We start from the raw sequence: 19,469 nt of genomic DNA on the forward strand, positions 1-19,469 counted from the left end.
ACCATGCCGCGACATCTCAGCCAATCCGATTGGGGCCAGCGCGCCCGCGCGCTGCTGCCCGGCGGCGGCTTGGGCAATTTCGACCCGTCGGTCTTCATCCGCGAGGGCTGCGGCAGCCGCGTCTGGGACGAGGAAGGGAAGGAATATGTCGACCTGCTGATCGGCTCGGGGCCGATGCTGCTGGGCCATGGCCACCCCGAGGTGTTGGAGGCCGTCGCCGAACAGTTGCCCAAGGGCATGACGTTCTTCGCCAACAACGCGCGCGCAGTCGAACTGGCCGAGGCGATCTGCGCCGCCGTGCCCTGCGCCGATCAGATCCGCTATGTCTCGTCCGGCGGCGAGGCTGACATGTACGCGATCCGGCTGGCCCGCGCCTTTACCGGCCGCGACAAGATCGTGAAGTTCGAAGGCGGCTATCACGGCATGAGCGCCGAGGCGCAGATGAGCCTGGCCCCGTCACGGATGGTGAATTTCCCGCAGGCGGTTCCCGACAGCGCGGGCATACCGGCCAGCGTTCAGGCCGAAATGCTGATCGCGCCGTTCAACGACCCGGACTACATCCGCTCGCTGTTGGCCGAGCACGGCAACCAGGTCGCGGGCATCATCGTCGAGCCCTTGCAACGCATCATCCCGCCCGAACCCGGCTTCTTGCAGCTTCTGCGGGACGAGGCCGACAAGTACGGCATCGTGCTGATCTTCGACGAGGTGGTGACCGGGTTTCGTTTCGCCTATGGCGGCGCGCAGGAGCTGTATAGCGTGACCCCCGACATCGCCACGCTGGGCAAGATCATCGGCGGCGGCTTTCCCCTGGCCGCGATCGCCGGGCGGGCCGAGATCATGGCCCATTTCGATAAGTCCGCCGTTGGCCATGAGAAATGGCTGATGCAGTTGGGGACCCTGTCGGGCAATCCGGTGGCCGCGGTGGCCGGGCTCAAGACGATGGAAGTGCTGCGCCGCCCCGGTCAGTACGACCGGCTGCGCTCCAATGGTCAGCGTCTGATGGACATGGCCTCGGCCGCGCTGACCAAGCAGGGGGTCGCCCACCGCGTCATCGGCGATCCGACCCTTTTCGAAATCGTGTTCACGGAAGGAAAGGTGCGCGATTACCGCGATGTGGTCCGCGCGGACACGGCCAAGGCAACCCGGTTCAATGCGGTTCTGATGCAGAACGGGATGTTCAAGTCGCCGGGCAAGACCTATCCGTCCCTGGCACTGACCGAAGCGGACTTTGACCTATGCAAAGCCGCCTATGCCAACGCCGCGGAGGCCGTGGCCGAAATGCAGAGTGCGGGCGTGTCCTAGTAGACGCCCGCCATCACCAGGCGAACGATGTCTTCGCGCTTCATGCCGCGCGCAGCCAGTTCTTCGTCGGTCAACTCGCTGAGTTGCTTGATCTTGATGACCTTGGCATTTGCTTCGCCCATGCGGATCAAAGCATCATAAATGCCGCTGAACACATCGGCGACCGCCGAGAACAGGTTCAGGATTGCCGGGCGGTGCGTGCTTGTCTGTGCCATGAGCGGAGCCTCTCTGGTCTGTATGTGACCAAAGAGATTTAGACCTGATGCTGCAGTGCAGCTAGGCACTTGAGGGAATAGCCGCTGTGCATCTGGTGCAAGTCTGGCCCGACAGGCGCAGGCTCAGGCCTTGAACAGGTCGTCCACCGGCACTTGCAAAGCGGTGGCCAGGGCGTTGGTCTGGCTGGCCATCGCGATCACCGCCAGAAGTTCGGCCTGCATCTGGTCGGTCATGCCCTTGGCGCGGGCCGCGGCCGAATGGGAGTGCACGCAATATTCGCAATTGTTGGCGACCGAGACGGCCACATACAGCATCTCTTTCACCAGCGAGTCCAGCGCGCCGGGGGCCATGACGGTCTTCAGCCGCTCCCACGTCGTTTGCAGCAGTGCCGGGTCATGGGCCAGAGCGCGCCAGAAATTGTTGATGTAATCAGTATTGCGGGTGGCGCGGATGTCATCGAAGACGGCCAGCGCCTCGGCGCTGACCTCTTCGTCCGTCAACAGGCGAACCGTTGCCATGCTCAGACCATCGCAAAGATGCGCGCCGGACCGCCCGACCCGCCGCGATGCGCAGGCGCGCCGACCACCAACGTGGCTCCGCTGGCGGGCACCTTGTCGAGATTGGCCAGGTTCTCGATGCCGTAGCGGTTGGTGGGCAGCCACGCGTAATGCGTCACGAAATCGGCCGATGGGCCGTGATCCAACGACAGCGTGTCAACGGCCAGCGCAACCGCGCCGGTTCCTTCGATCAGCATCTGCGCCGCTTCGACGTGGAAGCCGGGGAAATGCATCTTGCCGTCGCCGTCGGCGTTGCGGAATTCGGGTGTGGCGGTTTTGGCGGCCCATCCCGAATGCATGGCGACGCAGGCGCCATCGGGGATGTCGCCATTCGCCGCGATCCACGCCTTCAGATCGTCGGGGGTCACCTGCGCATCCGGGTCCTCGGCCGCGCGGGCGGCAATGTCCACCACGCACAGAGGGCAAACGAGGTTCGACACCGGGATTTCGTCCACCGACTGCCCATCCGCCGAGAAATGCAGCGGGGCATCGACATGCGTGCCGGTGTGTTCGTTGACGGCCAGGTTGAACAGGTTGAAGCCATGTTCCTTGAAATTGAAGGCCTGTGTCGCCTCGATCCCCGGCTGGCCGAAATAGGTGGGGAAATCGGCATCGTAGACATGGGTCATGTCCAGCACCTCGCCATGGCCGGCCGCAAGCGCTGGTGGGGCAGCCACCGTCCCAAGCGCCGTGCCTGCCGCCATCGCTGCGCCAGCCTTGAAAAAGGATCGACGCGACAGCATCCGGTCTTTCACCGCGTTCATTACGCAAACGTCACACATTTCAAAACTCCCTGTTCTGCAATCTGTTTTCGTTCCGGGCCGAATTCATTGGCCGGGTGGGCAAAGCCTAGCACGGTTTTCCGCGATCCGGTTCACAAGTTGTTTGGGGCCTGCTCGCCGGCAACAAATGCGGCCCGGCGGCGCAGTCGGGTATAAGGGGTTGAACCCGCGCGCGGACGGGTTCAATCTGTTGCGGAATATTGTTCCGCAATGCGGAACAAGCTGGGGTTGGCAAGAGGAGACCAAGTCTGATGTCCGAGGCGGTGGAATACGAACGGATTGGCGATATCGCGGTGCTGGCGGCGAACAACCCGCCGGTCAATGCGCTTGGCGTGGATGTGCGCCGGGGCCTGCTGGCCGGAATCGAACGGGCCGAGGCCGAGCGCGCAAAGGCGGTGCTGATCTACGGCAAGGGCCGGACCTATTTCGCGGGGGCCGATATCCGCGAGTTCGGCAAACCCCCGCAGGAACCGTGGTTGCCCGGCCTGTGCGACCGGATCGAGGCCTCGCCCCTGCTGGTGGTTTCGGCGCTGCACGGCACGGCGCTCGGCGGCGGGCTCGAGGTTGCGCTGTCCAGCCACTACCGCATCGCGGTTCCCTCGGCCAAGGTCGGCCTGCCCGAGGTCAATCTGGGCATCCTGCCCGGTGCCGGGGGCACCCAGCGTCTGCCGCGCGTGGCCGGGGTGGAGGCCGCGCTGGACATGATCACAACCGGTCGCCATGTCCGCGCCGACGAGGCGCTGAAGCTGGGCGTGATCGACAAGGTGCAGGATGGCGACCCGCGCGAGATCGGGCTGGCCTATGCGCAGGAGCTGCTTGACTCGGGTGCGCCCCGCCGCGCGGTCGGAGAGATGCCTGCGCCGGACCCCGTCGATTTCGATGCGGTCTACGAGGCTGTTCTGAAGAAGGGCCGCGGCCAGTTGTCCCCCGCCGTTGCCGTGCGTGCCGTGCAAGCCGCCTGCGAGGCGCCCAGCTTTGCCGAGGGCATGGCGCGCGAGCGGGAACTGTTCATGCAGTTGATGGAATCGGATCAGCGCAAGGGCCTGATCCACGCCTTCTTTGCCGAACGCGCCGTGGGAAAACTGCCCGAACTGAAAGGTGTCGAGCCGCGTCCGGTGCATCAGATCGGGGTCATCGGCGGCGGCACGATGGGCGCGGGGATCGCCACCGCCGCCTTGTTGGCAGGTCTGCCCGTGACCTTGCTAGAGATGACGCAGGAGGCCGCCCATGCCGCCAAGGACCGGATCGCCGGAAACTTGGCAGGCGCCCTGAAGCGCGGCAAGATCAGCCAGCAGCAGAACGACGCGATCCTGTCGGATCAGTTGCAGCTTGCCACAGGTTATGACGCGCTGAGCGCCGTCGACCTGGTGATCGAGGCCGTGTTCGAGAATATGGACGTCAAGAAACAGGTCTTTGCCCAGCTGGATGCGGTCTGCAAGCCCGGGGCGGTTCTGGCGACCAACACCTCGTATCTGGACGTCAACGAGATCGCCGCCACCACCACGCGGCCACAGGACGTGATCGGGCTGCATTTCTTCTCGCCCGCGCATGTGATGAAGCTGCTTGAGATCGTGGTGGCCGACAAGACCGCGCCCGAGGTGGTCGCAACCGGCTTTGCGCTGGGGCATCGGCTGAAGAAGGTCTCGGTGCGCGCAGGGGTGTGCGACGGGTTCATCGGCAACCGGATCCTCAGTACCTATCGCACCTGCGCCGACCACATGGTTCTGGACGGGGCAAGCCCGTTCCAGATCGACAAGGCGCTGACCGATTTCGGCTTTGCCATGGGGCCGTTCGCGGTGTCCGATCTGGCCGGGCTGGATATCGGCTGGGCGGTACGCAAACGCAAACGCGCCGAGGGGCTGGACCCGCGCGCCCGCGACAGCAGCTATGCCGACAAACTCTGCGAGGCCGGGCATTTCGGGCAGAAGACCAGCAAGGGCTTCTATGTCTATGAAAGAGGCAAGCGCGGCGGCACGCCGAACCCCGAGGTTCTGGACCTGATCGCGGCCGACCGCGCGGCGCAGGGCATCACCCCGCGCACGTTCACGGATGACGAGATCGTGCGGCGATATATGGTCTCGATGGTCAACGAGGCCGCCAAGGTGGTGGGCGAGGGCATCGCCCGCCGCCCCTTGGACGTGGATGTGGTGCTGCTCTATGGCTATGGGTTCCCGCGCTATCGCGGCGGGCCGCTGAAATGGGCGGATCTGCAGGGCCTGCCGGGTATTCTGGACGACATCCGCGCCTGGTCGGCCGAAGATGACTATTTCTGGCAGCCCGCGCCGCTGCTGGAAAAACTGGTGGCCGAGGGCCGCAGCTTTGACGATCTGAACAAGGACGCCGAGTGATGAAACAAGCCGTAATCGTATCCGCCGCGCGCACCGGGCTGGCCAAGTCGTTCCGGGGCTCGTTCAACATGACCCACGGCGCCACGATGGGCGGCCACGCGGTTCAGGCCGCGGTCGCGCGCTCGGGGATGGATGGGGCCGAGATCGAGGATTGCATCATCGGTTGCGGTTTCCCCGAAGGCGAGACCGGCGGCAACATCGCCCGCCAGATCGCCATCCGGGCCGGGTTGCCGGTCAGCGTTTCGGGCATGACCGTGAACCGGTTCTGCTCGTCGGGGCTGCAGACCGTGGCGCTGGCGGCGCAGGCCATCACCGAGGGCGGCGCTGGGCCAATCGTGGCCGGTGGGGTCGAGAGCATCTCGCTGGTTCAGCCGAAAACCCGCCCGGTGCCCGAGGCGTGGATTCAGGAGCACAAGCCGGCGATCTACATGACGATGATCGAGACCGCCGACATCGTGGCCGAGCGCTATGGCATCAGCCGCGAAGAACAGGACGCCTATGGTCTGCGGTCGCAGCAGCGCATCGCGGCGGCGCAGGCGGCGGGCAAGTTCGACGACGAAATCGTGCCGATGCAGACCACCATGGCGGTCAAGGACAAAGAGACGGGCGAGGTCTCGCACCGGCAGGTCACCGTGGACCGGGATGAATGCAACCGACCGAACACGACCCTGGAAGGGCTGGCCACACTCGAGCCGGTGCGCGGCCCCGGAAACTACATCACTGCCGGCAATGCCAGCCAGCTGTCGGACGGCGCAGCCGCGGTGATCGTAATGGACAGCGCCGAGGCCGAGCGTCGGGGTCTGGAGCCCATGGGCGCGTTCAAGGGGTTCTGCGTGGCGGGGTGCGAGCCCGACGAGATGGGCATCGGCCCGGTCTTTGCGGTGCCGCGCCTGCTGGAACGGCATGGTCTGAGCGTCGAGGACATCGACCTGTGGGAGCTGAACGAAGCCTTTGCCTCGCAAGCGCTGTACTGCCGCAACCGTCTGGGAATCGATGACGAGAAATGCAACGTGAACGGCGGCTCGATCGCCATCGGGCATCCGTTCGGCATGACCGGCGCGCGGATGGTCGGCCATCTGCTGCGCGAAGGGCGGCGGCGCGGGGCAAAGCTGGGTATCGTGACCATGTGCATCGGTGGCGGCATGGGCGCGGCCGGTCTGTTCGAAATCTATTGAAGAATGGGGCACCGGGCTAGCCCATCGAGGGCCGGCCCGGCGCAGCCCGGCCCGCGGGGCCGAGCAGGCAAGGTTCCGATCGCGTCGAGGAGGAGGGCGGCTGTGGACTTGAGTTATACGGACGAGGAGAAGGCCTTTCGCGACGAGGTTCGCGGTTTTCTGGCCGAGAAACTGCCCAAGGAGATCTCGGACAAGATCCGGGCTGGCCGGAATATCGGCAAGGAAGGGTATGAGTGGTGGCATGCCACGCTGAACGAGCGCGGCTGGTTGAATTTCAACTGGCCGAAGGAGTTTGGCGGCGCCGAGTGGAACGCGGTTCAGCGCCATATCTTCGAGGAGGAATGCGCCGCCGCCTATGCGCCGCGCATCGTGCCGTTTGGCCTGTCGATGCTGGGTCCGGTGCTGCAGAAATTCGGCTCGAAGGAACAGCAGGATTATTTCCTGCCGCGCATCCTCAATGGTGAACATTGGTGGTGCCAGGGCTATTCCGAGCCGGGTGCCGGGTCGGACCTGGCCTCTCTGAAGACACGCGCGGTGCGGGACGGCGACCAGTATGTCGTGAACGGCCAGAAGACCTGGACCACGCTGGCGCAATACGCCAACTGGATCTTCTGCCTGGTGCGCACCGATCCCGAGGCCAAGGCGCAGGAGGGGATCTCGTTCCTGCTGATCGATATGAACACGCCGGGGATCGAGGTGCGCCCCATCGTCCTGCTGGACGGAACGCCCGAGGTTAACGAGGTGTTCTTTGACGATGTGCGCGTCCCGGTCGAAAACCTGGTGGGCGAGGAGAACAAGGGCTGGACCTATGCCAAGTATCTGCTGACGCATGAACGCACCAACATCGCCGGTGTCGGCTTCAGCCAGGCGGGGCTGGACATGGTCAAACGGATTGCCCGGATCGAAACCGCGAATGGCCGCCCCCTGATCGAGAACCCGCATTTCGCCGCTCGGTTGGCACGGGTCGAGATCGACCTGATGGCCATGGCCACCACCAACATGCGCATCATCAGCAAGGCTGCGGCCGGACAGGCACCGGGGGTCGAAAGCTCGATGCTGAAGGTCAAGGGTACGATCATCCGGCAGGAGATCAACGACCTGGCCCGCCGCGCGGTGGGGCCTTATGCGATGCCTTTCGCCTCCGAGGCGGTGGCGGGCGACAACGACCCGATCGGGCCGGACTATGCCGCGCCGGTCGCCGCCCAGTATTTCAACAACCGGAAACTGTCGATCTTCGGCGGGTCGAACGAGATCCAGCGCGGGATCATCGCCAAGGTCAAGATGGGGGGCTGAGATGGATTTCAACCTGACCGAAGAACGGCAGATGCTGCAGGACACGCTGCGGCGCTATCTGGCCGACAGATATACGACTCTGGTGCGCAACGACATTCTGGACAGCGCGGCGGGGTTCAGCGCCGACATCTGGCGCGAACTGGCCGATCTGGGCGTTCTGGGCGCGCTGTTCGACGAAGCGGACGGCGGGTTCGGCGGGGCGGGTTTTGACATCGCCACTGTGTTCGAGGAACTGGGCCGGGCCGGGGTGGTCGAGCCGGTTCTGGACAGCTGCATTCTGGGCGGTCGGCTGATCGCGCAGGTGGGCGACCCCGATCAACGGACCCTGCTGGATCAGGTGATCTCGGGCAAGCTGCATCTGGCGCTGGCGCATGGGGAGCCTGCCAGCCGGTATGACCTGAGCCGGGTCGAGACCACCGTGCGGACCGACGGCACGGACCTGATCCTGAACGGGCGAAAGGCCGTGGTCGTGAATGCCGAGGCCGCCGGGCTGCTGATCGTATCCGCGCGCGAAACGGGCGGGCCGTTCGATCTGGATGGCATTTCGCTGTTTCTGGTGCCTGCTGGCACACCGGGTCTGGGACTGCGCGGGTATCCGATGCTGGCCGGAGGCCGCGCGGCCGAGGTCACTCTGGACGATGTGCGCCTGCCGGAAACCGCGCGTCTGGGCGCCGCGGGGAAGGCGTTCGAGCCGCTGATGAACGTTGTGGCCGCAGCCAATGTCGCGCTGGTCGCCGAGGTTCTGGGCGCGATGGAAATCGCGGTGGACCTGACACGGCAATATCTGATGACGCGCAAGCAGTTCGGCCGCCCGATCGGGACCTTTCAGGCCCTGCAGCACCGGTTCGCGGATATGCTGATCGAGCTGGAGCAGACGCGCTCGGCGGTGATCAACGCGGCCGGTCACCTTGAAGCACCCGATCGCGACCGGCAGATCGCCGCGGCCCGCAACCTGGTGTCGCGGGTGGGCCGGCTGGTGGCCGAGGAAACGATCCAGATGCATGGCGGCATCGCCATGACGCAGGAATATGAGCTTGCGCATATTGCCAAGCGGATCGTCATGTCGGATCACAGGTTCGGCGACGCGGATTATCATTTGGAGCGGTTCATTGCACTCGGCGCGGCCTGAAGAAGACCCAAGGGTCCGGCGGTCGGGCTGTCAGAACGCGATCGGGTTCGAGGTGGATCTGTCCGACCCCGACGGCCGGGCCCGGTGCCATCTGACCATCCGGGCGGATCACCTGAACAGCCAGGGCATCCTGCATGGCGGCATCATCGCCATGCTGCTGGACGTGGCTTGCGGCAACACCGCCTCGGCCTGGTTCGACCGGGACGACCATCCGCTGGTTCTGACCCTGTCGCTGAACACAAGCTATGTGGCGGCGGTGCGTCAGGGGCGCGTGACGGCCACGGGGCGCGCAATGGGTGGCGGGCGCACGCTGGCCTATGTGACCGGAGAGTTGCACAGCGACGACGGAACCCTGATCGCAACAGCGGCGGGGGTGTTCAAGCGCACCACGAAACGCTGAGCGCAAAACCGGTTCCGGCGCAGGGGAGGGCGAAGGGACATGAACAAATGGCACGACTATCCGGATGCCCAGATCCGGACCCGTCCGCGGGCCCGCGCCTTTGCAGACGGGTTCGGCGCCGATTGGAGCTTTGCTGACCTCGACCGCGCGATTTCCGAGCTGTCAGAAATCCTGCTGGCCTCGGGGGTGCGCCCGTGCGATCGGGTCATGCTGGTGCTCGAGAATTGCTGTGCGGCAGTGGCCGCGCTGTTTGCCTGTTCCCGGATCGGGGCCTGCGTGGTGCCGGTGAACGCCCGCCAGACCGAGGCTGAATTGGCCCGCATCGTGGATCACGTGACCCCGGCAGTGATCCTGTTCACATCGGCCGCGTCGCCGGAGGCGCGCGACCATGCGCAAACTGCCGGGGCCCGGCCCGTTTCCGGGGCCTTCGGGCAGATGCACCTGGCCGCGCCGTACCCGAGCGCGCCCGACCCCGATCTGGCGGATGTCGCGGCGATGCTGTTCACCACCGGCACGACTGGAACGCCCAAGGGCGTGATGCTGACTCACGAAAACCTGCGGTTCGGCGGGCTGACCTCGGCGAATTTCCGCGGGTTGACGCAGGATGACATGGTCTATGGGGTGCTGCCGATTTCGCACATCTTCGGACTGGCCTCGATCGTCACCGGGTCGGCGCTGGCCGGGGCCTTCGTCCAACTGGATGCCCGGTTCGCGGCGGACCGCGCCTTTGCCGCGTTGAACGCGGGCGTCACGGTGTTTTCGGGTGTGCCGCAGATGCATGCGCTGTTGATGCAATATGCCAAGGAGCAGGGGTTGGAGCGGTTGCCCTCGGGTGCCCTGCGCTACACTTCGTCCGGGGCTGCCCCGCTGGATCCGGCGTGGAAACGCAAGGCCGAGGCGTTCTATGGCGTTGCGCTGCAGAACGGCTATGGCATGACCGAAAGCACGGCGGGGATCTGCGCCTCGCACAACCGGATCGGGGATCCGGATATCTCGGTCGGCCCGCCCTTGCCGGGGGTCGAACTGCGCATTGACGAAACCATACCCGGCGGCGGAGATGGCGTGGGCGAGATCCTGACGCGCGGCCCGCATGTGATGAAAGGATACTATCGCAACGCCGAGGAAACGGGCCGGGTTCTGGCCCAGGGATGGTTGCGCACGGGCGACCTCGGCCGTCTCGACGCGCACGGTAATCTGCACGTCGTCGGCCGCGCCAAGGAACTGATCATTCACGGCGGCTTCAACGTCTATCCGCCCGAGGTCGAGGCCGCGCTGAACGACCACCCGCAGGTGATCCAATCTGCGGTGATCGGGCATCGGGTGGGCGGCGACGAACAGGTGCTGGCCTTTGTTCAGGTGCCTGAAATCGGCGCTGCGTCCGAGGCAGAGTTGGCGGAGTTCGTGGCCGCACGTCTTGCGGGCTACAAACGGCCGGGCCGGATCGTACTGGCCACGTCACTGCCAGCCGCGCCCACGGGCAAGATTCTAAAACACAAGCTGCTAACGCATTTCGCGGATCAACTGGCCTAGGGGCAGGGCCGGCAAAACGCTCCCGCGCCCGCGCGACATCGGCTGCGCCGATGCCGGGCCAAACAGGAGGAGGCGTTTTGCCAAAAACGTCGACGAAGGGCGGGAGCCGCCGTCAGGCCGCGTGGCCTTCGGCTGCGGCGCGAATGGCGCGGATGTTCTGGCCATAGACGTTCGGGTTCGCAACCGACCCGCCCTTGAAGACAGCGGAACCGGCAACAAGAACGTCCGCGCCGGCCGCTGCGACCAGCGGGGCGGTTGTGGTGTCGACGCCACCGTCGATTTCGATATGCACCGGACGGTCTCCGATCATCTCGCGCAGGCGGCTCACCTTTGCGGTCATGTCGATGAATTTCTGCCCGCCAAAGCCGGGGTTCACCGTCATCACGCAGACCAGATCGGCCAGATCCAGCAGGTGCTCGACCGCTTCGGCCGGGGTGCCGGGGTTCAGCGCCACGCCTGCCTTCATGCCCGCCGCACGGATGGCCTGCAACGTGCGGTGCGTGTGGGGGCCGGCCTCGATATGGGCCGTCAGATAGTCCGCGCCGGCATCGGCATAGGCCTGGATGTAGGGGTCGACCGGCGTGATCATCAGGTGCACATCCATCACCGTCTTGACATGCGGGCGGAACGCTTTGACCGCCGGTGGGCCGAAGGTAAGGTTCGGCACGAAATGCCCGTCCATCACGTCAACATGGACCCAGTCGGCGCCCTGGGCCTCGATGGCTTGGATCTCCTGTCCGAAATTGGCGAAATCGGCGGACAGGATCGACGGTGCGATCTTGATCTTGCGGTCAAAGCTCATGGCGGCCTCATGTGACAGATCTGACGGTTCAGGTGTTGAGCCCGCGTATAGACGGGACGAGCGGCATTGCCCAGCCCTTGCATAGGCCATCCGCTTTCAGCCCGTTACAAAAGCTTCACCGGATCGACACATCACCGTTGAGCACCAGCTGTAGACGACCTCCATCATGAACTGGGGGTGGCACGTGCTGCGCATCGAAAAACTGACCAAGCGCTTCGGCGACAATACTGCAGTCGACACCGCAACGCTGGACGTCGACAAGCCATGCATGATCGGGATCATCGGGCGGTCGGGCGCGGGCAAGTCCACCCTGCTGCGTATGGTCAACCGCCTGACTGATGCCAGCGCCGGGCAGATCCTGTTTCACGGGCGCGACGTGACCACGCTGAAAGGCCGCCAAAAACGTGCGTGGCAGGCCGATTGCGCGATGATCTTCCAGCAATTCAACCTTGTGCCCCGCATGGACGTGGTCTCGAATGTGCTGCATGGAACGCTGAACCGGAACTCGACCCTGGCCACCCTGTTCAACCTGTTCCCGACCGCGGACATCCACCGCGCCATCGACATTCTCGACCGTCTTGGCATCGCCGAACATGCCCCCAAACGGGCCGAGGCGCTGTCGGGCGGGCAGCAGCAGCGCGTCGCCATCGCGCGGGCACTGATGCAGGACCCCAAGATCATCCTGGCCGATGAACCCATCGCCTCGCTGGACCCGATGAATGCGCAAGTCGTGATGCAGGCCCTGCGCCGCATCCACGAAGAGGACGGCCGCACCGTGATCGCCAACCTGCACACGTTGGACACCGCGCGCCGCTATTGCGACCGCGTAGTCGGCATGCGCGATGGACGCATCGTGTTTGACGGCCTGCCCGAACAGTTGACCACCGGCGTCGCCCGCGAGATCTACGGTGCTGATGCCAGCTTCTCCGAGGCCGCGACCTCGACCGAGATCGAAACACTGGATGCCACCCGGAAGGCTCTGATGGAAGCCGAGGCCACGATCTGAGCCCCAACCACCTCTTTTTTCGCCCGGCCCGATGAATGGGGTGGGCCAATCAACCTGGAGAGAGACAGATGAAGAAACTCGTTGCCGCCCTGGTCGCGACCACTGCCCTGAGCGCACCTGCCATGGCTGAGGAGATCAGCGAATTCCGTATCGGCATCCTGGGCGGAGAAAACGCGCAGGACCGGCTGAACAACAACGAATGTCTGCGTGAATACACCGAGGACGCGCTGGGTGTCGAAACCAAGCTGTTCGCCCCGGCTGACTACAACGGCGTGATCCAAGGCCTGCTGGGCGGTACGATCGACATGGCTTGGCTGGGCGCCTCCGCCTATGCCAAAACCTATCTCAGCGACCCCGAGGCGGTTGAGCCGGTTCTGGTCAAGGTGAACGTGGATGGTGGGTATGGCTACTACTCGGTCGGGTTCGCCCGCAAGGACAGCGGCATCACCTCGCTTGATGACATGAAAGGCAAGGTGTTTGGCTTTGGTGATCCGAACTCGACCTCGGGCTATTTGATCCCCTCGATCGAAATCCCTCAGGCAACGGGTGCAACGATGGAGTCGGGCGACTACTTCGGTGAAGTGAAGTTCACCGGTGGTCACGAGCAGACAATCGTCGCCGTCAACAACGGTGACGTGGATGGTGGCGTGACCTGGGCCGATGGTCTGGGCAACTGGGAAGACGGCTACAATTCGGGTGCGCTGCGCCGCGCCGTGGATGCCGGACTGGTCGACATGAACGACATGGTCGAAATCTGGAAATCGAAGCCGATCCCGGAAGGTCCGGTGGTTCTGCGCAAGGCTTTGCCGGCGGATGTCAAAGAGAAGATGACGGCTCTGATGGCCGGGCTGGCCGACAAAGACCGTGAGTGCTTCTATGGCGTGGCCGCAGGTGAAGCAAAAGCGTTCGAGCCGATCACCCACGAGGCCTACGAAATCATCATTGAAGCCCGCAAGCTGAAGTCGAACTAAGCCTGCGCAACTTCTGTTCGGGGTCCGGCCGCAAACCGGACCCCATTATCCCCATCGGAGCCTTTCATGACCGACCTGACCGCGGGATCCGCCGGACTCGACCGGATTCGGGAGGATTACACCATCATGACCCGTCGCAAACGGGTTTACGGTGGGATACTCCTGATCCTGTTCGTGGCTCTTATGGCGGCCGGATTCCGGACCGCCGACATGCGAAACGCCGGTAGTTTTGCCGATGGGTGGAACCGCATTTTCGATTACCCTGCCGAGGTTCTGACTGAGGCCTGGGAGAAGATCGGGGAATTGCCCGCAAATTTGGTCGAGTTCTTTCCCGCGCTGATCGAAACACTGAATATCGCCGCCGCGGCCACGCTGGTGGGCACTCTGGGCGGCACCTTTCTGGCGCTGATGTCCACCCGCGGCATGGCGCTGTGGCCGTCATTGATCCCCGTTTTTCGCCGTATTTCTGATATTTGTCGGGCCGTTCCGGAAATCGTCATCGCGTTGGTACTGATCTTTGTTCTGGGCGGCGGGCCTGTGCCTGCAATGATTGCCATCGCCATTCACACTGCCGGTGCTCTGGGCAAGTTGTTTTCCGAAGTGAATGAAAACGCCTCTCTGAAACCGGTGGAGGGGCTGCAGTCGGTTGGCGCCAACTGGTCGCAGCGGATGTATTTGGGCGTGATCCCGCAGGTCGGGCCAAACTATGTCAGCTACGCGCTGCTGCGGTTCGAGATCAACATCCGCGCCTCGGCCATTCTTGGTTTCGTGGGTGCAGGCGGCTTGGGGTACGAACTGCGCAACGCCATGTCCTGGGGGCAGGGGCGTTACGACGAGGCGGCGGCCATCTTTCTGCTTCTGTTCGTCACCATCGTGGCCGTGGATCAGCTGTCCGGCGTTTTGCGTGACCGCCTGACACACGGTTCCGCCAAAGGAGCCGCAGCATGAGCACCTTTGCCACTGATCTGCCGATCAACGACTTGAAAGCCAGAACCGACCAATTCTTTCGGCGTAAACGGGCGCTGAGTTTCGGGTTGCCGGGGCTGGTCATTCTATACCTGGTCTATGTTTTCTTTGCCTTTGACGTGCCCGGCTTGGCCGAGCGGGCGAACTGGGAAAACGGCAAGACGCTTGTATCCGACAGCTACAGCTACAAGACTCACGTGACGCGGGACAATCGAAACGGAGAAGTGTCCGTTGCGATCGAAGGAGAGCGCAAGGGCGCTTACCCGGATGGCACTGCGCCGGAATGGGTCGTTTTGGGCGAAACCACCGTGATTGACCTGCAAGACGGCCACATCGTTCGCTTTGGACCTGAAACCGTGGAATATGACATCCCGGGTTATGGAACCATGCGCGCAACGCCCAGCCGGTCTGCCGGAGTGCAGGCCGACTTACCGACTGCCGAGGTGCCGGACTGGATCAACATGTCAAAGAATCGCCTGGCGATCACCACGCCGGCGGGTCGGCTGACCGTGACACGCAACCGGGCCGAGGTGTTCCGGTATTTCAACGGTTGGGAACTGTTCTGGTTCACTTTGGACAGCCCCTATCACGGTCAGTCTTTCAGCCAGTTGATGGGGCGTGCCGCTTCGGGCGAGGCCGCAGAAATCTTTGACGATTTCTGGACCAACAAGATGTGGCGCCATCAGGATGTTGCGTGGGCGATCTTTGAAACGCTTCTGATGGCTTTTCTGGGTACATTGGGGGCAGGGATGATCGCTTTGCCCCTCGCATTTCTGGCGACACGAAATTTCAATCCGTTTAGAACGGTCCGATTTGCCACTCGTCGTATCTTTGACTTCGTGCGCGGTGTTGATGCGTTGATCTGGACGGTGGTTCTGGCACGCGCCTTCGGGCCAGGGCCGCTAACAGGGGCGCTGGCCATCCTGGTCACCGATACCGGCACCTTCGGCAAGATCTTCTCCGAGGCGCTGGAAAATGTTGATCAGAAGCAGATCGAGGGCGTGCAGTCTACCGGGGCCAATGCGCCGCAGAAATATCGTTTCGGTGTGATCCCGCAGATCACGCCGGTTCTGCTCAGTCAGCTCCTGTACTTCCTGGAATCCAACACCCGCAGCGCAACCGTGATCGGGGCGATAACCGGGGGCGGGATCGGTCTGTTGCTGACACAGGCGATTATCACCCAGAAAGACTGGGAGGAAGTCGCCTATTACATCGTGCTGATCATCCTGATGGTCATGCTGATGGACTGGTTTTCGGGCTGGCTGCGCAGGCGGCTGATCCAGGGCGGGCCGCCCAAGTCGCGCAAACAGCGCGATCCGCAGGCCAAGCCCCTGATGTTGCCTTGAACCGTATACGAGGACTTGCAGACCATGGCGCGCTTGCGACCGGACCAGCCCTTCATCCACCCGGAATGCCAGATAACCGGCAGCAGCTTTGGCGCCTTTGTCGAAATCGGTGCCGGAACGCGGGTGACGAATTCGGTGTTTGGGGACTATTCCTATTGCGACCGGACCTGCGACATCGCGAATGCCCGGATCGGAAAATTCGCCAATATCGCCAGTTTCACCCGGATCGGCGCCACCGACCATCCGATCGAGAAAGCGTCGCTGCATCACTTCCACTACCGCTCGGCCGACTATTGGGACGATGCCGAGGACGATGCGGATTGGTTCGCGCTGCGCGCCGGGCGGCTGGCGCATATCGGGCATGACACCTGGATCGGCCACGCGGCCATTATCAAGCCCGAGGTGACGATCGGGCACGGGGCAGTCGTTGCCTCCGGGGCGATCGTGACCAAGGACGTGCCGCCCTATACCATCGTCGGGGGTGTCACCGCCCAAACCATCCGCCGCCGGTTCCCTGCGCACGTGGCCGAGCGGATGATGGCTCTGGCCTGGTGGGATTGGGACAATGCCCGCCTGCGTGCGGCGCTTCCGGATTTCCGCGCGTTGCCCGCCGAGGCGTTTCTGGAGAAATACGAGGATTGACCGGCATCACCCGTGATCGTCATCCAGCGTCAAAGTGACCCGCTCACCGGCAAAGACGGTCTTGCCGTATTCAACCGGATGCCCCTGCGGATCGGCGTTTATGCCGACCGAATGCAGAACCGGCGCGCCCTCGATCAGGTGCAGGTGCCGGGCCTGAACCGCATCAGCCGCGCGGGCGGTCAGGCGGGTCGAGATGCGGGTATAATCCGCCACGCCGCAGTACCGCAGCGCCCGCGTGACCGAGCCGTTCTGGGCCAGCGCTTCGGGCAGGTCGGGCAGGCGCGCGGCGGGAAAGACGCTTTGGAACACCGCGATCGGTTGGCCATCGGCCAGCGACAACCCGTCATAGACATGCACCGGGTCGCCGGGGGCCAGGGCCAGCGCCTCGGCCTCGGTCTTGTCGGCGGCGCGGGTGATCAGCGACAGCACCTGCTTGCCCGGGATCTTGCCGCTGGCCGAGATGTTCTGGTGGTACCGGACCCGTTTGCCGATCGGGTAATCGGTCGCTGCTGCCGAAACGAACACGCCGGCCCCGCGGCGCGGATGCACCAGCCCCTGCCGGGCCAGTTCGGCCAGGGCCCGGCGCACCGTGTGGCGGTTCACGCCGTGGGTTGCGGCCAGCTGCGCCTCGGTCGGCAGGCGGTCGCCGGTTGCAAAGCGCCCCTCGGCAATGTCGGCGGTCAGCGCCAGCGCGATGGTCTTCCAGATCGGTGTTTGGCCCATGTCATCAAAACTTCACAGCATATTCGTTGCGAGTCACACTTTGCCCCGCTATGATTTGTCTAGTTGTATAGTAGTTGTAGACAAATTGGCCAAGAGGCTTTGATGGCGGATCAGACAAAAATCGCGACGGGTGATCGACGGGCTTGGCTGGGCCTTCTGGCACGTGCGCCGGCCGAGGCGCTGGCGGCCTTGTGGACCGCCTATGGCGCGCGTCCCGAATTCCAGTGGCTGCGCACGCCCGAGATCGGCGGCGTCATGGTGCGGGGGCGGGCAGGCGGCTCGGGCGCGCCCTTCAATCTGGGTGAGATGACGATCACGCGCTGCGCTCTGGCCTTGACCGACGGAACCGAGGGCCACGGATATGTGCAGGGGCGCGACAAGACCCATGCCGAAACCGCCGCCCTGATCGACGCGCTGATGCAGACCGGGGACGCGGACGCCGTGCGGGCGAAAATCCTGGAGCCGCTGACCCGTCAGGTTCAGGCGGCCAGATCGGCCCGGGCCGCCAAGGCTGCGGCCACCAAGGTCGAGTTCTTCACGATGGTTCGGGGAGAGGATCAATGACCCCAAAGACTCGTTTCTCGGGCGGTTTCACCGATGCGCCGGTTCAGGCGGCCCACGCCTTTCGTGCGGCCATGACCGTGATGGCGCGGCCGGGTGAGTTGCGGCAGCTGGTCGGCGCGACCCCGCCCGACGGCCTGTCGGTCGCCGCGGGAACGCTGCTGCTGACGCTGTGCGACCCGGACACGGGCGTTTATCTGGCGGGCGGGGCCGACAACCCGGCCATTCGCCAATGGCTGACCTTCCACACCGGTGCGCCACTCGTGCCCGCCGCGCAGGCCGATTTCGCCGTTGGCTGCTGGCAGGACCTTGTGCCGCTGGACCAATACCTGATCGGAACGCCGGAATACCCCGACCGATCCGCCACCCTGATCGTGGAGTGTGACGCGCTGGACCTTTCCGGTGCCGTATTGCGAGGGCCGGGCATACGCGACACTGCGCGCCTGGCCGTGCCCGATGTCGCGGCGGTTCAGGCCAATTCGGACCTGTACCCCTTGGGGTGCGATTTCTTCTTCACCTGCTGGGATATGGTTGCGGCCCTGCCGCGCAGCACCCGCATCCAGCCGGAGGGTTAGGCCATGTACGTAGCCGTCAAAGGGGGCGAAAAGGCGATCGAAAACGCCCATGCCTGGCTTGCCGAGGAACGCCGGGGCGATCCCGGCGTGGCCGAATTGTCCTTGGCCCAGATCCGCGAACAACTCAGCCTTGCGGTGAACCGCGTGATGGCCGAGGGTTCTCTGTACGATCCCGATCTGGCCGCACTTGCGATCAAGCAGGCGCGCGGTGATCTGATCGAGGCGATCTTCCTGATCCGCGCCTACCGTACCACCCTGCCGCGGTTTGGTTATTCGACCCCGGTCGATACCGGCAGCATGACCTGCGACCGCCGGATCTCGGCCACGTTTAAGGATGCACCGGGCGGGCAGGTTCTGGGCCCGACCTTCGACTACACGCACCGTCTGCTGGATTTCAAACTGGCCGCCGATGGCGCGCAGCCTGAGGCCCCCACCGCCGCGCCGCGTCACGAGCCGACCCCGCACATCACCGAATTCCTCCAGGACGAAGGCGTGATCCAGGACGAACCCGCCAGCGATGAGCCGCCCGGCGACCTGACGCGCGAACCGATGGAGTTCCCGGCGGACCGCCCCCTGCGTCTGCAAGCGCTGACGCGCGGGGACGAGGGGTTCGTGCTGGGCATGGCCTATTCGACCCAGCGCGGTTATGCGCGCAACCACGCTTTCGTGGGCGAGCTGCGCATCGGCACCGTTGCGGTCGAGATGGAAATCCCCGAACTGGGTTTCACGATCGAGATCGGCGAGATCGCCCTGACCGAATGCGAAACGGTTAACCAGTTCAAAGGATCACAGACCGAGCCGCCGCAATTCACACGCGGCTATGGGCTGGTCTTCGGCCAGTCCGAGCGCAAGGCCATCGCGATGGCGCTGGTGGATCGCGCCTTGCGCTGGGAGGAATTGGGCGAAGACGATCTGGGCGCCCCCGCGCAGGATCAGGAATTCGTCCTCAGCCATGCTGACAACATTCAGGCGACCGGCTTTCTGGAGCATATCAAGCTGCCGCACTACGTCGATTTCCAGTCCGAATTGGAACTGGTGCGCAAATTGCGCCGCGAAGCCAAAGAACGCCTGGAACCGCGCGAGGCCGCCGAATGACTTCAGTGCCCTTCCTGCATCCTGTCCGCCGGCCGAGATGCCCTGCCAGC

General features: G+C 64.2%; 20 protein-coding genes. 15 read left to right on the forward strand and 5 right to left on the reverse strand.

What is annotated here, in order from left to right; translation table 11 throughout:
* Positions 1-3: 3 nt before the first annotated feature.
* Entirely contained in the window at positions 4-1,302 is a 1,299-nt protein-coding gene (locus tag ACR0JC_RS07955; RefSeq protein WP_170340316.1) for an aspartate aminotransferase family protein, read from the forward strand.
* Here ACR0JC_RS07955 and ACR0JC_RS07960 read toward each other — a convergent pair.
* From ACR0JC_RS07960 to ACR0JC_RS07970, 3 genes are all read right to left on the reverse strand, one after another.
* Positions 1,299-1,517, reverse strand: a complete 219-nt coding sequence (locus ACR0JC_RS07960; RefSeq protein ID WP_170340318.1) for a DUF1127 domain-containing protein — start codon at positions 1,515-1,517, stop codon at positions 1,299-1,301. The genes ACR0JC_RS07955 and ACR0JC_RS07960 overlap by 4 nt on opposite strands.
* A 123-nt stretch (positions 1,518-1,640) precedes the next feature.
* A complete protein-coding gene (locus ACR0JC_RS07965) occupies positions 1,641-2,036 on the reverse strand; it encodes a carboxymuconolactone decarboxylase family protein (protein WP_170340320.1) in 396 nt (131 codons plus the stop codon).
* 2 nt (positions 2,037-2,038) lie between these two features.
* A complete protein-coding gene (locus ACR0JC_RS07970; RefSeq protein ID WP_149775580.1) occupies positions 2,039-2,857 on the reverse strand; it encodes a cyclase family protein in 819 nt (272 codons plus the stop codon).
* Between the two features lie 251 nt (positions 2,858-3,108).
* Between ACR0JC_RS07970 and ACR0JC_RS07975 the strand changes: the two genes are divergently transcribed.
* The 6 genes from ACR0JC_RS07975 to ACR0JC_RS08000 all read left to right on the forward strand — a co-directional run bounded on the left by ACR0JC_RS07975 (position 3,109) and on the right by ACR0JC_RS08000 (position 10,732).
* Complete coding sequence (locus ACR0JC_RS07975) at positions 3,109-5,205, forward strand: 3-hydroxyacyl-CoA dehydrogenase NAD-binding domain-containing protein (RefSeq protein WP_170340323.1); 2,097 nt, start codon at positions 3,109-3,111, stop codon at positions 5,203-5,205.
* Complete coding sequence (locus ACR0JC_RS07980) at positions 5,205-6,380, forward strand: acetyl-CoA C-acyltransferase (protein WP_170340325.1); 1,176 nt, start codon at positions 5,205-5,207, stop codon at positions 6,378-6,380. Before ACR0JC_RS07975 ends, ACR0JC_RS07980 begins: the two co-directional genes overlap by 1 nt.
* 102 nt (positions 6,381-6,482) lie before the next feature.
* Positions 6,483-7,673: an acyl-CoA dehydrogenase family protein gene (locus tag ACR0JC_RS07985; RefSeq protein ID WP_170340327.1), complete on the forward strand. Its 1,191-nt coding sequence runs from the start codon at positions 6,483-6,485 to the stop codon at positions 7,671-7,673.
* Position 7,674: 1 nt separating this feature from the next.
* On the forward strand, positions 7,675-8,802 hold the full coding sequence (locus ACR0JC_RS07990; RefSeq protein ID WP_170340329.1) for an acyl-CoA dehydrogenase family protein: 1,128 nt from the start codon (positions 7,675-7,677) through the stop codon (positions 8,800-8,802).
* Positions 8,783-9,202 carry a PaaI family thioesterase gene (locus ACR0JC_RS07995; protein ID WP_170340331.1) on the forward strand — a complete coding sequence of 140 codons (420 nt, stop codon included), beginning with the start codon at positions 8,783-8,785 and terminating at the stop codon, positions 9,200-9,202. The genes ACR0JC_RS07990 and ACR0JC_RS07995 overlap by 20 nt, the downstream gene beginning before the upstream one ends.
* Positions 9,203-9,241: 39 nt before the next feature.
* Positions 9,242-10,732, forward strand: coding sequence for a class I adenylate-forming enzyme family protein (locus ACR0JC_RS08000; protein WP_170340333.1), 1,491 nt, complete (start codon positions 9,242-9,244; stop codon positions 10,730-10,732).
* Between the two features lie 112 nt (positions 10,733-10,844).
* On the opposite strand, the gene rpe is transcribed toward ACR0JC_RS08000, so the two are convergent.
* The gene (gene rpe / locus ACR0JC_RS08005) at positions 10,845-11,534 is read right to left on the reverse strand and encodes a ribulose-phosphate 3-epimerase (protein WP_170340335.1); all 690 of its coding nucleotides are present in this window, start codon (positions 11,532-11,534) and stop codon (positions 10,845-10,847) included.
* A gap of 184 nt (positions 11,535-11,718) precedes the next feature.
* Between rpe and phnC the strand changes: the two genes are divergently transcribed.
* From phnC to ACR0JC_RS08030, 5 genes are all read left to right on the forward strand, one after another.
* Positions 11,719-12,540: a phosphonate ABC transporter ATP-binding protein gene (phnC, locus tag ACR0JC_RS08010; RefSeq protein ID WP_170341072.1), complete on the forward strand. Its 822-nt coding sequence runs from the start codon at positions 11,719-11,721 to the stop codon at positions 12,538-12,540.
* A 68-nt stretch (positions 12,541-12,608) separates the two neighbouring features.
* On the forward strand, positions 12,609-13,511 hold the full coding sequence (gene phnD / locus ACR0JC_RS08015) for a phosphonate ABC transporter substrate-binding protein (protein ID WP_170339782.1): 903 nt from the start codon (positions 12,609-12,611) through the stop codon (positions 13,509-13,511).
* Positions 13,512-13,577: 66 nt separating this feature from the next.
* Positions 13,578-14,459: a phosphonate ABC transporter, permease protein PhnE gene (gene phnE, locus ACR0JC_RS08020; protein ID WP_170340338.1), complete on the forward strand. Its 882-nt coding sequence runs from the start codon at positions 13,578-13,580 to the stop codon at positions 14,457-14,459.
* Positions 14,456-15,823, forward strand: coding sequence for a phosphonate ABC transporter, permease protein PhnE (phnE, locus tag ACR0JC_RS08025; protein WP_170340340.1), 1,368 nt, complete (start codon positions 14,456-14,458; stop codon positions 15,821-15,823). Before phnE (ACR0JC_RS08020) ends, phnE (ACR0JC_RS08025) begins: the two co-directional genes overlap by 4 nt.
* A 24-nt stretch (positions 15,824-15,847) precedes the next feature.
* A complete protein-coding gene (locus ACR0JC_RS08030; protein ID WP_170340342.1) occupies positions 15,848-16,465 on the forward strand; it encodes an LbetaH domain-containing protein in 618 nt (205 codons plus the stop codon).
* A 6-nt stretch (positions 16,466-16,471) separates the two neighbouring features.
* On the opposite strand, the gene phnF is transcribed toward ACR0JC_RS08030, so the two are convergent.
* The gene (gene phnF, locus ACR0JC_RS08035; protein WP_170340344.1) at positions 16,472-17,188 is read right to left on the reverse strand and encodes a phosphonate metabolism transcriptional regulator PhnF; all 717 of its coding nucleotides are present in this window, start codon (positions 17,186-17,188) and stop codon (positions 16,472-16,474) included.
* A 102-nt stretch (positions 17,189-17,290) separates the two neighbouring features.
* Between phnF and phnG the strand changes: the two genes are divergently transcribed.
* From phnG to ACR0JC_RS08050, 3 genes are read left to right on the forward strand one after another with little or no spacing between them, the layout of a single operon-like run.
* Positions 17,291-17,752, forward strand: coding sequence for a phosphonate C-P lyase system protein PhnG (gene phnG, locus ACR0JC_RS08040; RefSeq protein ID WP_170340347.1), 462 nt, complete (start codon positions 17,291-17,293; stop codon positions 17,750-17,752).
* The gene (phnH, locus tag ACR0JC_RS08045; RefSeq protein WP_170340350.1) at positions 17,749-18,324 is read left to right on the forward strand and encodes a phosphonate C-P lyase system protein PhnH; all 576 of its coding nucleotides are present in this window, start codon (positions 17,749-17,751) and stop codon (positions 18,322-18,324) included. The genes phnG and phnH overlap by 4 nt, the downstream gene beginning before the upstream one ends.
* Positions 18,325-18,327: 3 nt before the next feature.
* Complete coding sequence (locus ACR0JC_RS08050) at positions 18,328-19,419, forward strand: carbon-phosphorus lyase complex subunit (RefSeq protein WP_480763729.1); 1,092 nt, start codon at positions 18,328-18,330, stop codon at positions 19,417-19,419.
* Positions 19,420-19,469: the final 50 nt, after the last annotated feature.

Source organism: Ruegeria sp. CH5 (assembly GCF_056537025.1).

Excerpts from the sequence above, each read along its gene's own strand:
- phnG (WP_170340347.1), top strand. The coding sequence starts at position 17,291 with ATGGCGGATCAGACAAAAATCGCGACGGGTGATCGACGGGCTTGGCTG.
- ACR0JC_RS07955 (WP_170340316.1), top strand. The coding sequence starts at position 4 with ATGCCGCGACATCTCAGCCAATCCGATTGGGGCCAGCGCGCCCGCGCG.
- phnF (WP_170340344.1), bottom strand. The coding sequence starts at position 17,188 with ATGGGCCAAACACCGATCTGGAAGACCATCGCGCTGGCGCTGACCGCC.
- rpe (WP_170340335.1), bottom strand. The coding sequence starts at position 11,534 with ATGAGCTTTGACCGCAAGATCAAGATCGCACCGTCGATCCTGTCCGCC.
- ACR0JC_RS07975 (WP_170340323.1), top strand. The coding sequence starts at position 3,109 with ATGTCCGAGGCGGTGGAATACGAACGGATTGGCGATATCGCGGTGCTG.
- ACR0JC_RS07965 (WP_170340320.1), bottom strand. The coding sequence starts at position 2,036 with ATGGCAACGGTTCGCCTGTTGACGGACGAAGAGGTCAGCGCCGAGGCG.
- ACR0JC_RS07980 (WP_170340325.1), top strand. The coding sequence starts at position 5,205 with ATGAAACAAGCCGTAATCGTATCCGCCGCGCGCACCGGGCTGGCCAAG.
- phnE (WP_170340340.1), top strand. The coding sequence starts at position 14,456 with ATGAGCACCTTTGCCACTGATCTGCCGATCAACGACTTGAAAGCCAGA.
- ACR0JC_RS08050 (WP_480763729.1), top strand. The coding sequence starts at position 18,328 with ATGTACGTAGCCGTCAAAGGGGGCGAAAAGGCGATCGAAAACGCCCAT.
- ACR0JC_RS07970 (WP_149775580.1), bottom strand. The coding sequence starts at position 2,857 with ATGTGTGACGTTTGCGTAATGAACGCGGTGAAAGACCGGATGCTGTCG.
- phnD (WP_170339782.1), top strand. The coding sequence starts at position 12,609 with ATGAAGAAACTCGTTGCCGCCCTGGTCGCGACCACTGCCCTGAGCGCA.
- phnH (WP_170340350.1), top strand. The coding sequence starts at position 17,749 with ATGACCCCAAAGACTCGTTTCTCGGGCGGTTTCACCGATGCGCCGGTT.
- ACR0JC_RS08030 (WP_170340342.1), top strand. The coding sequence starts at position 15,848 with ATGGCGCGCTTGCGACCGGACCAGCCCTTCATCCACCCGGAATGCCAG.
- ACR0JC_RS08000 (WP_170340333.1), top strand. The coding sequence starts at position 9,242 with ATGAACAAATGGCACGACTATCCGGATGCCCAGATCCGGACCCGTCCG.
- ACR0JC_RS07990 (WP_170340329.1), top strand. The coding sequence starts at position 7,675 with ATGGATTTCAACCTGACCGAAGAACGGCAGATGCTGCAGGACACGCTG.
- ACR0JC_RS07960 (WP_170340318.1), bottom strand. The coding sequence starts at position 1,517 with ATGGCACAGACAAGCACGCACCGCCCGGCAATCCTGAACCTGTTCTCG.
- phnE (WP_170340338.1), top strand. The coding sequence starts at position 13,578 with ATGACCGACCTGACCGCGGGATCCGCCGGACTCGACCGGATTCGGGAG.